This window comes from Microbacterium fluvii, assembly GCF_025515205.1.
Lineage (GTDB): Bacteria > Actinomycetota > Actinomycetes > Actinomycetales > Microbacteriaceae > Microbacterium > Microbacterium fluvii.
Window position 1 is genome coordinate 273,338 of the sequence record NZ_JAOPFX010000001.1, and the last position, 13,034, is coordinate 286,371.

Below are 13,034 nucleotides of genomic sequence, written 5' to 3' on the forward strand. Positions count from 1 at the left end.
CCTCCGATCCCCGGGGTGTTCCCCGATGTGCGGCAAGACGCGCGCTCGTAGCGTGAGACCACATCACAACGGGGTGATACCCGGGATTGGGGGATCTCATGGCCTTCGACATCAACGACATCGACGGTTCGTTCAACAACACGGCGCGCAACGTGGGCAACACCACGAACACGACCAATACGGCGAATCTCGGTGTCGATCTGGACGACGTGCTCAACACCGACAACTCGACCAACGACAGCGGCAACCTCGCCGTCGGGATCGCCGACTCGTTCAACCAGGACTCGCACGACACGAGCGAGGTCATGAACGAGCACCTCGACGACTCCTACAACGACAACTCCGACAACTCGGTCGACGACCACACCGACAACTCCACCAACGACTCGGGCAACGACTCGTCGAACAACTCGGTGAACGACTCGAACAACTGGTACGAAGACAACTCGATCGACGACCACTCGCTCAACGCCGGCGTGCGCACCTACACGACGGGCTTCGGCGACTTCGGCGGGGGCGGCGGGGGCGGCGACGTCATGATCGACAACCGGGCCACGATCGTCGACCAGTCGATCAACGCCAACGTCGACGGGCACTTCGCCGGGATCGGGTCGGCAGCCGGTGCCGTCGTCGCCTCGGGAGACGACGCCATCGCCGCGGGCGGAGACGTCACGATCACGACCAGCCTGGACGGCTCGACGAACATCTCGGGCGGCGGCGACGTCAACATCGGCAACGAGACGACGGTGACCACCTACATCGACTCGGGCAACACCTACACCGACAACTCGGTCGACACCGACGAGTCGATGGACATCGACATCTCGGACTCGTGGAACAACAACTCGCAGAGCTACACGGCGACCGACTCGTTCGACACCTCCGAGAGCTACGACTCGACCGTCACGGTCGACGCCGATGTGAACGCCATCGTCGACAGCTTCGGCGCCGGCATCGTCGACGACGTCAGCTTCTGACGCCGCGAGACACGGGAGAACAGACATGGTCCTCGACTACAACGACCTCGACGACTCGTTCAACAACAAGGTGAAGGACTCGCTGAACACGACCAACACGACCAACACCGCGAACCTTCAGGTCGGACTCGAGAACGTCGGCAACACCGACAACTCGGTCAACGACAGCGGCAACGCCGCCGTCGACGTCAGCGGCTCGGGCAACGTGGACTCGAACGACTTCGACCTCGACGTCGACCTCAAGGTCCGCGACTCGTTCAACGACAACTCCGACAACTCGACCGACGACCACACCGACAACTCGATGAACGACTCGGGCAACGACTCGTCCGACAACTCGGTGAACGGCTCGTACAACTCGTGGATCGACGGCTCGACCGACGATAACTCCGTCAACGCGGGCGTGCGCTCGTACAACACCGGGTTCGGCGACTTCGCCGGAGCGGGCGGCGGCAGCGGCACGGTCGACATCGACAACCGGGCCACGATCGTCGACCAGTCGATCAACGGCAACGTCGACGGGTCGGCCGACATCGGCTCGTACGCGAGTGCCGTGGTGGGCTCCGGAGACGGGTCGCTCGCGGCGGGCGGGAGCGTGAGCATCACGACCTCGCTCGACGAGTCGACCAACATCTCGGCCGGCGGCGACGTCAACATGGGCAACACCACGACCGTCACGTCGTACCTGGGGTCGTTCAACACCGAGACCGACAACTCGCAGTACACGGACGGCTCCGTGGTCGCTGACATCTCGGACTCGTTCAACGACAACTCGACCGACTACACCGCCGACAACTCGTTCAACTCGGAGCTCAGCAGCATCAGCCAGTCCGATTGGGACGTCGACGCCAACGTCATCTGGGGGAGTGATGTCGCGGTGATCGCCGATGACGATCCCGCCGCCGACATGCCCGACATGTAAGCGCTGATGCATCCCGCGGCTCTGCCGCGACCTGCTGGGCCCCGGGTTCGCCCGGGGCCCAGCGGTGTGTCGCGGCGGCAGCATCCGCTCATGAGAACAAGCCGAGCGGATGCTGCCGCCACGGCCATTCCGCGCGGCCACCTCGCGCGCTAGCGTGAACCTACGCATGCGACGCAGGGGGGCGCTCATGACGTATTCCGGTGGTGCTTCTGAGCCGGTGGCGGCGCAGGGGGAAGAGGCGCCGATCGATCCGCGGCTGCTGGCCGCCGTCGAGAAGGCGCGCGGGTTCTCGGCCGCCGTCGGCCGGGGAGACCTCGCCGGTCGGCTCGAGCAGACCAGGGCGCGCCTGCTCGACCCGCACGTGCGGGTGCTGGTGCTGGGCCAGTTCAAGCAGGGCAAGAGCAAGCTCGTCAACGCGCTCGTCAACGCGCCGGCCTGCCCGATCGACGACGACATCGCCACGAGCGTTCCGACGTCGGTCGGCTACGGCGACACCCCGTCCGCCGTCGTGCTCAAGCGCAGCGACGAAGACCCCGACACGGTCGAACGCGTGCCGATCGCCCTCGAAGAGCTCTCGCAGTACGTCTCGGAGAAGGGCAACCCCGACAACGAACGCGACCTGCTCGGCGCCGAGGTGCTGCTGCCGCGCGAGATCCTCCGGGGTGGGCTGCGGCTCGTCGACTCGCCCGGCGTCGGCGGGCTCGAGTCGACGAGGTCGCTGAGCACGCTGGCCGCCCTGCCGACGGCCCACGCGATCCTGCTCGTCTCGGACGCGTCGCAGGAGTACACCGACCCCGAGGTGCAGTTCCTCCAGCACGCGATGCGCATCTCGCCGAACATCGCCGCGGTGCTGTCGAAGACCGACATCTACCCGGAGTGGCGCCAGATCGAGAGCCTCGACCGGTCGCATCTGGGCGCCGTCGGCGAGATCCCGATCTTCGCGGTCTCGAGCGACCTGCGGCTGCTGGCCGCCGAAGCGCAAGACCGCGAGCTGAACACCGAGTCGGGCTTTCCCGCGCTCGTCGCGCACCTGCGCCGCGACGTGCTCGGCCGCGCCGAATCGCTGCACCGGCGGGCCGCCATGCACGACCTCGTGAGCGTCACCGACCAGCTGTCGATGTCGATCCAGTCCGAGCTGGCGGCGCTGCTGCATCCGGAAGACACGCCCCGCATGATCGCCCAGCTCGAAGAGGCGCGTTCGCGGGCCGACGACTTCCGCAGTCGCTCGTCGCGGTGGCAGGTGGCTCTCAGCGACGGCATCGCCGACCTCATCTCCGACACCGAGCACGACCTGCGCGATCGCCTGCGCGGCGTGCAGCGCGAGGCCGAGGCCGCCATCGACGAGGGGGACCCGGGCCCGATCTGGGACCAGATCGCCGAGTGGCTCGACACGCGGGTCTCGGCCGCCGTGGCCGAGACGTTCGTGTGGACCAACGAGCGCTCGCAGTGGCTGTGCGAGGCCGTCGCCGACCAGTTCACGAGCGAGGAGTCGTCGCTGCCCTCCATCGACGTGGGCGACACGAGCGGGCTGCTCGACCCCGTCGACGGCATCCCCGGGCTCGACAGCGGCCAGATGGGCACGGTCGAGAAGATCTACATCGGGGTCCGCGGGTCGTACGGCGGCATCCTCATGACGGGCCTTGCGACGAGCCTCGTCGGCCTCTCGCTGATCAATCCGCTGTCGCTCCTGGTGGGCGTGCTCGTGGGCAGGCGCGCGTTCCGCGAAGACATGACGGCTCGGCTGACCCGCCGCCAGATGGAGGCCAAGAACATCGTGCGGCGGCACATCGACGAGGTCGTCTTCCAGGTCGGCAAGCAGCTCAAAGACCGGCTGCGCCTCGTGCAGCGGGTGGGCCGCGACCACTTCGGCGGCATCGCCGATGAGCTGCACCGGTCGCTGTCGGAGTCGGTGCTGGCGGCCAAGCAGGCGGCGGCGACGTTCTCGGCCGACCGCGACGAGCGGGTGCGGATGCTGCAGGCCCGTCAGCAGCGGCTCGACGCTCTGCGCCAAGAGGTGCAGGCCCTCGCTCCCCCGGAGCCGACGGGAGCGGGCAGGCGGTGAACCGCACTGGGCTGAGCAGCGTGGCCGCGCTGCTCGACGAGGCCCGCGGGGTCTACCACGACGACCCCGCGGCGCTCGAGGCGATCGCGGCGATGGACAGGCGGCTGCAGGAGCCGCTGCGCATCGCGGTGGCCGGCATCGTGAAGGCCGGCAAATCGACGCTGCTGAACGCGCTCATCGGCGAGAAGATCGCCCCCACCGACGCCGGCGAGTGCACGCGCACCGTCACGTGGTACCGCTATGCCCGCACCCCCAAGGTCACGCTGCGGCTGCTCGACGGCACCAGCGTGCGCCTGCCGGTGCGCCGCAGTGCCGGCGCGCTCGAGCTCGACTTCGGCCGCTACACCGCCGACGACGTCGACTGGGTCGACGTGGAGTGGCCGTCGGAGCACCTGCGCCGCACGGTGCTCATCGACACCCCCGGCATCGGGTCGCTCTCGACCGAGACCTCGGCGCGCTCGACCCGCTTTCTCACTCCACGCGAGTCGCCGTCGGAGGCCGATGCGATCATCTATCTGCTGCGTCACCTGCACGCCACCGATGTGCGCTTTCTCGAGGCGTTCCGCGACACGGCGGCCGGGCAGGCCCGCACGGTCAACGCCGTCGCGGTGCTCTCGCGCGCCGACGAGATCGGCTCGGGGCGCATCGACTCGCTCATCTCGGCGGCCCGCATCGCCGACCGCTACCGCCGAGACGGCGAGCTTCGCGCACTGGCCCTCGGCGTCGTGCCGGTGGCGGGCCTGCTCGCCGAGGCCGCCCGCACGCTGCGCGAGAGCGAGTTCATCGCGCTGCGCTCCCTCGCGGGCCTCGACCGCGCCGTGCGCGATCGCGCCCTGCTGTCTGCCGACCGCTTTCTTCGACCCGGCGGCGCCACGACGCTCAGTCTCGACGTGCGCCGGGCGCTGCTGGCGCGCTTCGGCATCTTCGGCGTGCGCCTGGGCGCCGCGCTCGTGCGGGCGGGCGCGCACACCTCGTCGGAGCTGTCGGAGCGCCTCGTGCAGCAGAGCGGGCTGATCGAACTCGAGCGCTTCGTCGGCGACCAGTTCCGCGGCCGCGCGGTCGCCTTCAAGACGCAGGGCGTGCTGCGCGGGCTCGAGACCCTCGTGCGCGAACGCAGGGGGGCGGATGCGGCATCCCTCCGCGGCGGAATCGAGCGGCTCTGGGCCAACGCGCGCGAGTTCCGCGAACTGGAGCTGATCTCGCTGGCGCGCACGACGGTGCTGCCGCTGAGCCCCGAGGAGTGCGACGAGGCCGAGCGGCTGGCGGGAGGCTCGGGAACCGCCGCGCACACGAGGCTCGGGCTCGCTGAGGCCGAGGGCCGCCCGGCGGTGCGCGAGCGGGTCGCGACCACGCTCGCGCACTGGCACGGGGTGCTGCAGTCGCCGATGGCCGACCGGCTGACGGTCGAGGTGGCCCGCGTCGTCGTGCGCAGCACGGAGGGGGCTGCGGCCGAGCTGCTCGGATCCGAGGGCGTCGACGAGGCGCGCGGCGGCGCGGAGGCGTCGGGCGAGGGCACGCCGGTCGACGCCGGCACGGCGGTCGCCGCGCCGGCGGTCGCCGCGCCGTCGGATGCCGCGGCCTCGCCCTCAGCCGACGGGCCCGCGCCGCACGTCGTGCCGCCGGGCCGACCACCGCAGAGCAGGCGGGAGCACGCTGCACAGCAGCGCGAGCACTGACAGCGCGAGCTGGCTGAGCAGCAGCAGCTCGAGCGGCTTGCCTCGGTCTCCCATCATCACGAGCTCCCGGCCCAGCAGCAGCACGACCGTGAGCACCATGACCGTGAACAGCTGCCACCACCGCACCTTGGGGCGCCGGTTCGAGAAGGCGACCAGCAGCGCGATCTGCGTGAGGGCGACCGCCACGAGCGCCGCGAACACCGACCAGAACACGATGTCCGCCGTGGTCTCGTAGGTCGCTTCGGCTCGGCTGCCGTCGACCTTCTCGACGGCGGCGGCGATGTCGGGCAGCTGCATCACCCGGATGATGAAGAGGTAGACGATCGCGGCGATCCCCACCGTGATGCTCAGCACCCACCAGAACTGCGCGAGACGCACCGTGAACGGCGGGGGCAGCTTCACCAGCACGGGCGCGGCGGCCTTGTCGGCCATCGGCGGGCGCTCGGGCGCGGCCTTCGGCGCCGGAGGAGGGGGAGGAGGCGCAGCAGGCAGCGCCGGCACCGACCTCTCGCGCGCGACGACGTCGCCGCCCTCGGCGGGCGTCACCTCAGAGCCCGTCATCCGAGCCGGTCTCGTCGACGATCGTGGTCTCGGACGAGTCGTAAGCGGTGTTCGCGTCGACGTCGACGCTCTGCTCTTCGTACGTCGTCGTCGACGAGTCGAACGAGTCGTCGGCGGTGGCGGTGGCCGATTCGTCGGTGAACGAGCTGTCGACGACGGCGTCGGTCGAGGCATCCGTCGTCGTGGACTCGTCGGTGGTCGTGTTGTTCGACCCGTCGGCGGTGGTCGTGGTCGTCTCGTTGCCGACGTTGGCGTCGCCGCCGGCGGTGATGTCGGTGGAGTTGTCTTCGGTCTGCGACAGCGACACGTCGTCGCCCGCCGCGATCGCGCCGTCGCCGGTGGCGAGCACGGCCGACTGGTCGAAGGTCTGGGTGACATCGCCGTCGGCCCAGATGTTCTGATTGACCGACTGGTCGACGATCGTGTCGCGGTCGTCGATCCACGACAGGTTGTTCGTGACGGTCTGGATCTCGCGCACGACGGGGTCGGCGGCGACGTGGGTGGCCGGCTGCGCCGGATGCTCGGCGAGCACGACCTGCGGGCGCTCGGCGACGACGGGCGCGACCGCGCACACGTCTTGAGCGGTGATGCCGCTCAGCCCGCGCTCGGCCAGCACGGCGCTCGGAGTCGCGTTGAACCGCTCCGACTCCTCTGGGTCGCGCAGCAGACTCAGGATGAACTCGATCAGGGCGTCGGCGACGGTGGCCAGTGTGACGCTCATGCTGTGCTCCTCGGTTGTACTCGATTTCGACGGTAGATCGATGTGGCCTCCACCGCGTCGGTGGCGACTCCGCGCTCGTGCGCGAGGTCGAGGGGGAATGCCCCCTCGTGCTCATCGGATGCGGGGGGTTCCGCCATCGCGAGACGCAGCTTCGCGATGAGATCCGACCGCGAGGTCGCGCCCAGGCGGCGGCGGATGCGCGCGATGTGGTGCTCGGCGGTGCGCGGCGAGATGAAGATCGCCTCGCCGATCTCGGCGTAGGTCATGCCCTGCACCACGAGCACCGCGACCTCTCGTTCGCGCATGCTCAGGGTCGTGGCGGGCGAGGCCGCGGCCGTCGCCGGAGCGATCTGCTGCGGCGGGTGCAGCTGCCTCGCGCAGGCGAGCAGTCGCGAGATGGCGCGGCGGTCATCGGTGCGCCCGGCGCCGTGGCCGGCGAGCCGCGCGGCATCCCAGGCCAGGCCGATGCCGGCGAGGTCGAGCGCCGCCGCCTCGATCGCCTCGGCGTCGACATCGCCGGAGAGCACGGCGGTCCACACCCGCCCGGCGTGGGCCATGATCGCCGCGACCGGACTGTGCGCGGCGGCCGCCAGCAGCGCCTGGGCGTGCGGGCGCAGCGCGGCGGGGCGGTTGTCGAGAATGCCCTGCTGAATGCCGGCCCAATGCAGGTGCGGCGCCCACAGCGGCGGCGAGCCGAGACCCGCGAGGATCGCGAGCGCGTCGCTCAGGTGCGGGCGCACGCGGTCGACGTCGCCCACGCGGGCCGCCGCGACCGCGAACTCCGTCAGCGGCAGGATGCCGAACAGGTCGATCCGCACCCGCAGCAGGCTCTCTTGAGCGCCCGCCCACGCCGAGGCCAGATCGGATGCATCGCCGTAGCGGCGGGCGAGGCCGATGCGCAGCGCGTCGCGCAGCAGACCCTCGCGGGGAGCCAGCGGAAGGTGCCCGCCCAGTGCGGCCGCGAGGTGGGACTCGGCCTCGTGCGGAAGCTGGCGCTGCAGATCGACCCAGGCGCGCCACAGCAGCAGCCTCGGCTGCGCCCACTCGCCGCCGTGCCCGCCTCGGAGCGCCGCGTCGAGTACGGCGGTCGCGATCGCGAGGTCACCGGCGTGCACGGCCGCCGCCGCCGCGACCACCGCGGGAAGCTCGGGCACCGCGCCCTCTGCCCCCGATGCGGTGTAGAGCTCCGACGACAGCACGAGGTCGGCGAGCCCCGACAGATCGGGGGAGCGCAGCCCATCGCACAGCAGGCGTAGCGCGACCTCCCTGGTCGTCTGCCCGGGTGCCGCAGTCGAGGGCTCGGCGATCGGACGGCCGACGGCGAACCCCGTGATGGCGGCATCCGCGGTCTCGGGCCCCGCCGCGGCGTGCGCCTCGCGCATGAGTCCCCGTGCCGCCCACAGGCTCGCGGCGAGCCCGGCGCCCGCGGCGCGCGCGGCATCGTCGGCGCGCAGCGCCGGGGCGTCGAGGGCTGATCCCGTGCCGTCGAGGTCGCCACGCGCCCACTGCGCGCGGGCGAGGCCGAGCGCGATGGCCGCGGGCTCCGCGCCCCTCGCGCCCGCTGCCCCCGTCGGCGACGTGAGGAAGAGGGCCACCCGCTCGGCGGGCGCGGTCGCCCGGATCGCCGCGGCCACGACCGGCGCGGGGCGGCCGTTGCGCTGCAGCAGACCGGCCGCGTGCCCGGCGTCGGCGATCTCGTCGCTGAGCACCGCCGGTTCCGCGCCGTCGTCGCGCAGGGCCGCGTGTTCGACGCCGTCGTGCACGGGCGCCGGCAGCGATGCGAGCCGGTGGGCGATCAGCTCCTGCAGGGCGTCGTCGACGTGGGCATGGTCGAGCCCGCCGGCGCAGGCGTCGGCATCGTGCGCCGCGAGCGCTTCGCGGGCGAGCCACGTGATGCGCCCGGTGCGGGCGAGCAGGTCGTCGATGCAGGCGGGGGCGACAGCATCCGCCGCGTGGGCCAGGTCGGTCGCCGAGAGCTGCCCCAGCATGACGGGAGGGTGGGCCCCCTCGAGCAGGGCGAGCACGTCGCGCAGCGCCGGGGTCGATGGCCACGGCCGGCAGGCCACGACGGTGGCCGCCTGGGTGTCGCGCACGCGCGCCGCGAGGCGATCGAGCGCCGCGGGCGGCCACAGGTGGGCATCGTCGACCAGCAGCACGTCGCCGGGAGCCGTCTGCACGTCGTCGCCCCCGGGGAGGGCGAGCATCACGGCCCTGCCCGCCTCTTCGAGGAGCCCGCGCAGCAGCCGCAGGGCCGCCGTCTTTCCGGAGCCCGCGCTGCCGATGACGACGGCGCGGGGGTCGGGGTCGTCGGCGATGCGCTCGAGATGCATGAGCGCCAGGCGCGGCAGGGCCACCCCGTGCGGGGCGCGGGCCGGCGCCGGCACAGACATGACGTTCAGCCGGCCGCCGGCTCGTCGGGCGCAGCCGAGGGCGCGGACTCGTCACTGGGGGACGGGTCTGGCGCCGGCTCGTCGCTGGGCTCCGTGCTGGGGGAGGGGTCGGCGGCCGGTGGCTCTGTCGTTTCGGGGTCGCTGGGCGGCGGATCGGCGGGGGTCGGATCGTCGGCCGGGCCTTCGGTGGGGGTGGGATCGGTCGTCGGGTCTTCGGTCGGCGTCGGGTCTTCGGTCGGCGTCGGGTCGGTGGTCGGGTCTTCCGTCGGTGTCGGGTCGACCGTCGGGGTGGGATCGGTGGTCGGCTCCGGGTCGACGGTGGGTTCGGCTGCGGGGATCGTCGGTTCGACCGTCGGCACGGTGGCCGGGATCGTGGGCTCGCTCACGGGAGTGCCCGGCTGCGTCGGGGTGGATCCCCCCGACCCGCTTGAGGTGTCGTCGTCGCCCGTGTAGTTCGGCTCGGCCGGGTCGTCTCCGCGCTCTTCGGCGGCGGCGTCGGAGCGCGCCGCGGCGAGCTGGCGGGTCGTGGGCGCCGCGGTGCGAGGAAGCTCGACCGCTCGCCGCGGCGACGCGCCGCGGGCGTCCGGCTCCGTGTCGGAGGCGGTCGTGACGACCGTGCCGGGGTGCAGCGACGGCAGCTCGGCGGCCAACGCCGCGCCCGACGAGAGGCCCGCGGCCAGTACGTCCGACAGCAGTGAGCCCTCACTGTCGAGGCTCGAGCCCACCGGAGTGGCGCTCGCCACCACGATGCCCATCGCGAGGGCGAGCGAGCCTCCCGCTACCCCCGCCAGCACCGTCGCCCGACGCCACCGAGGGCGCGGCGCGGCGCCTGCGGCGACCGGCTCTGGCTGCTCGGGGTGCTCGGCGGCGGCTGCCGCGGCATCCGTCGTCGCCGCCGCGGGCGCCACGGTCGTCGTGCCCGACAGGTCGGCGAGCACCCGCAGGGCGCCGAGCGAGATGATCGCCTTGGGGTCGGCGTCGATCGCGATCGGCAGATCGAACCGGCCGGACAGCAGCTGCGCGATGCGCGGGATGCGCGACGATCCGCCGGTGAGCAGGATCGCGTCGATGGCCGCAGGCTCGACCTCGGCGGTCTCGAGGGCCTGCGCGAGCGCGTCGGCGGTGCGCTCGATGAGCGGCTCGATCATGCCTTCGAACTCGTCGCGGGTGAGCCGCACGGTGGCGTTCATGCCGCCCACCAGCACCGGGATCGCGACCTCGCTGTCGAACGAGAGCGACTCCTTCGCGTCGATGCACTCCCGCCGCAGCGCCGCCAGAGCGACGCGCGATGCGGTGTCGGCGGTCAGCGCCGAGCGGGGGACGGATGCCGCGGCCAGCGTGTGCCGCAGCACCGCGTCGTCGAAATCGGCGCCGCCGACATCGGTGAGACCGACCGGCGCTCCGGCGGGCTGCACCGAGCCCGCGGCGTCTTTGGAGAGCACGACGGCGTCGAACGTGCCGCCGCCGAGGTCGTAGACCGCCAGCGCGTGCCCCGCCTGCAGGGGACTCGTCGCCTCGTAGTGCCGGGCGGCGGCCTCGGGCTCGGTGACGAGCGTGACGCTCGCCCAGCCGTGCCCTGCGAGCACGTCGCGCACGAGGCTCAGCCGATGGCTGCTCCAGGTCACCGGCACGGTCACCGCGATCGCCTCGGGAATGCGCCCCTCGCGCTCGGCGACGGTGTCGACCACCCATGCCACGACGAGGGCGAACACCTCTTCCGGTCGCAGCCGCCGGTCGCCGGCGATGAGCGGAACGTCGTCGCCGATGCGGCGCTTGAACTCGCGGATGAGCCGCTCCGGCTCGGTGATCCCCCTGCGCTCGGCCGCATCGCCGAACAGCGGCTCGCCGCCGGCGACGAACATCGCGCTCGGAGCGCTGTCGGTATGGCGCCCCAGGGCGAAAGGGTTCACCTGAAGTGATCCATCGGGCGCCAATCGCGCCGTCGCGGCAGCCGTTCGCGTCATCCCCACGTCGACGGCCAGGTAGTACGACCCAGACATGCTTTCCCCCAGGCCGGATCCCCCCGAATCCGGTCTTTCGCGCCAGGTTCGCGCAACGCTGTGCGAGTGCCCCGGACACGACACCCCGCCCCGAAGGATCCGGTTGAGGGTGATTGAAGCCGATGGTACGCCTGCCGACAGCGCCTGGGAAGAGGCCCATTCGGGCGAATCGGATAATCCCGTTATCCCCTGTGACGCGGGGCTGGCACTCGCGTTGCATGAGTGCCAGCAACTGCCTAGACTGGCGTTAGCACTCTCAGGGTGTGGGTGCTAATCAGCTTTGAGAAAGAGGTAGACCGTGTCGGTTTCCATCAAGCCGCTCGAGGACCGCATCGTCATCAAGCAGGTCGAGGCCGAGCAGACCACGTCCAGCGGTCTGGTCATCCCCGACACCGCCAAGGAGAAGCCCCAGGAGGGCGAGGTCGTGGCGGTCGGCCCCGGTCGCATCGACGACAACGGCAACCGCGTTCCGCTCGACGTCGCCGTCGGCGATCGCGTGATCTACAGCAAGTACGGCGGCACCGAGGTCAAGTTCGGCGCCGACGAGTTCCTCGTGCTGTCGGCTCGCGACGTGCTGGCGGTCGTCGTCCGCTGAGCGGACGCGCACACGCGCTTTTCAGGGACCGGATGCTGCGGCATCCGGTCCCTTCTTCGTGTCGGGGCGGCGCCGGCGGCGACGGCATCCGTTCGCCCGGCTGCTGGCAGGAATCCTGCGACGAGCGGCAGGCGGCGCGGCCGAGGCGCCATGCGACCCGCCGTAGGCTGGGGAGGTGACGCCGATGGATCCCGCCCGTGAACGAGCCCTCGGCGGGGTCTACGCCTTCACCGCGTACCTGCTGTGGGGCTTTCTGCCGCTGTACTTCCTGCTGCTGGCGCCGACCGGCCCGTGGGAGGTCGTGGCGTGGCGGGTGCTGCTGTCGGTGGTCTTCTGCGCGCTGCTGCTCACGGTGACGCGCGGCTGGCCGGCGCTGATGAAGATCCTGCGCACGCCTCGGCTGCTCGTGTGGACGGCCGTGGCCGGAGCCCTCATCTACGTCAACTGGCAGGTCTACCTCATCGGCACCCTCACGGGGCACGTGATCGAGACGAGCCTCGGCTACTTCATCAACCCGATCGTCACGGTGCTGCTGGGCGTCGTCGTGCTGCGCGAGCGGCTGCGCATCACGCAGTGGGTCGCGATCGGCGTCGCCGCGCTCGCCGTCGGGGTGATCGTCGTCGGCTACGGCGCGTTCCCGTGGATCGCGCTGACCCTCGCCTTCTCGTTCGGGATCTACGGTCTCGTCAAGAAGCAGATCGGCCCATCGGTGGATGCGGTCAGCGGGCTGACCCTCGAGACCATGTGGCTCACGCCGGTCGCCGTCGTGCAGCTGCTCATCGTCGCCACGACGACCGGACTCACGATGGGCACGGCGGGCGCGGGGCATGCCGCACTGCTGTGCCTGGCCGGGGTCGTCACCGCCGTGCCGCTGCTGCTGTTCGCCGCCGGTGCCCGGCGGGCGCCGCTCAGCCTCGTGGGCATGCTGCAGTTCGTCGCGCCGATCCTGCAGTTCCTCATCGGAGCGTTCGTGCTGGGTGAGCCCATGCCGCTCGAGCGCTGGATCGGCTTCGGCCTGGTCTGGGTCGCGCTGATCCTGCTGACGGCCGACTCGCTCGTGGCCGCGCGGCGCGCACGCACGGCGGAGCAGCGGGCGGCCGCATCCGACGTCGCCGAGGTCGTGTAGACCC

10 protein-coding genes are annotated in these 13,034 nt (G+C 71.6%); 6 read left to right on the top strand and 4 right to left on the bottom strand.

Annotated elements, in window-relative coordinates; translation table 11 throughout:
• Positions 1–98: 98 nt before the first annotated feature.
• The 4 genes from OAW74_RS01305 to OAW74_RS01320 all read left to right on the top strand — a co-directional run bounded on the left by OAW74_RS01305 (position 99) and on the right by OAW74_RS01320 (position 5,637).
• Positions 99–977, top strand: coding sequence for a hypothetical protein (locus OAW74_RS01305; protein ID WP_262872524.1), 879 nt, complete (start codon positions 99–101; stop codon positions 975–977).
• Between the two features lie 25 nt (positions 978–1,002).
• Positions 1,003–1,899, top strand: a complete 897-nt coding sequence (locus tag OAW74_RS01310; protein ID WP_262872525.1) for a hypothetical protein — start codon at positions 1,003–1,005, stop codon at positions 1,897–1,899.
• A 187-nt stretch (positions 1,900–2,086) separates the two neighbouring features.
• A complete protein-coding gene (locus tag OAW74_RS01315) occupies positions 2,087–3,961 on the top strand; it encodes a dynamin family protein (RefSeq protein WP_262872526.1) in 1,875 nt (624 codons plus the stop codon).
• A gap of 20 nt (positions 3,962–3,981) precedes the next feature.
• Positions 3,982–5,637: a dynamin family protein gene (locus tag OAW74_RS01320; protein WP_262872527.1), complete on the top strand. Its 1,656-nt coding sequence runs from the start codon at positions 3,982–3,984 to the stop codon at positions 5,635–5,637.
• Here the strand turns inward: OAW74_RS01320 and OAW74_RS01325 are convergent.
• From OAW74_RS01325 to OAW74_RS01340, 4 genes are read right to left on the bottom strand one after another with little or no spacing between them, the layout of a single operon-like run.
• Positions 5,548–6,198: a hypothetical protein gene (locus OAW74_RS01325; protein WP_262872528.1), complete on the bottom strand. Its 651-nt coding sequence runs from the start codon at positions 6,196–6,198 to the stop codon at positions 5,548–5,550. The two genes, OAW74_RS01320 and OAW74_RS01325, sit on opposite strands and share 90 nt — an antisense overlap.
• A complete protein-coding gene (locus OAW74_RS01330; RefSeq protein ID WP_262872529.1) occupies positions 6,185–6,919 on the bottom strand; it encodes an IniB N-terminal domain-containing protein in 735 nt (244 codons plus the stop codon). The genes OAW74_RS01325 and OAW74_RS01330 overlap by 14 nt, the downstream gene beginning before the upstream one ends.
• Complete coding sequence (locus OAW74_RS01335; RefSeq protein WP_262872530.1) at positions 6,916–9,309, bottom strand: helix-turn-helix transcriptional regulator; 2,394 nt, start codon at positions 9,307–9,309, stop codon at positions 6,916–6,918. Before OAW74_RS01335 ends, OAW74_RS01330 begins: the two co-directional genes overlap by 4 nt.
• Before the next feature lie 5 nt (positions 9,310–9,314).
• Complete coding sequence (locus OAW74_RS01340) at positions 9,315–11,219, bottom strand: Hsp70 family protein (protein ID WP_262872531.1); 1,905 nt, start codon at positions 11,217–11,219, stop codon at positions 9,315–9,317.
• Between the two features lie 388 nt (positions 11,220–11,607).
• Between OAW74_RS01340 and groES the strand changes: the two genes are divergently transcribed.
• Together groES and rarD are read left to right on the top strand one after the other, a co-directional pair.
• Complete coding sequence (gene groES / locus OAW74_RS01345; RefSeq protein WP_053548534.1) at positions 11,608–11,904, top strand: co-chaperone GroES; 297 nt, start codon at positions 11,608–11,610, stop codon at positions 11,902–11,904.
• 175 nt (positions 11,905–12,079) lie between these two features.
• Positions 12,080–13,030, top strand: coding sequence for an EamA family transporter RarD (gene rarD, locus OAW74_RS01350; protein WP_262872532.1), 951 nt, complete (start codon positions 12,080–12,082; stop codon positions 13,028–13,030).
• Positions 13,031–13,034: the final 4 nt, after the last annotated feature.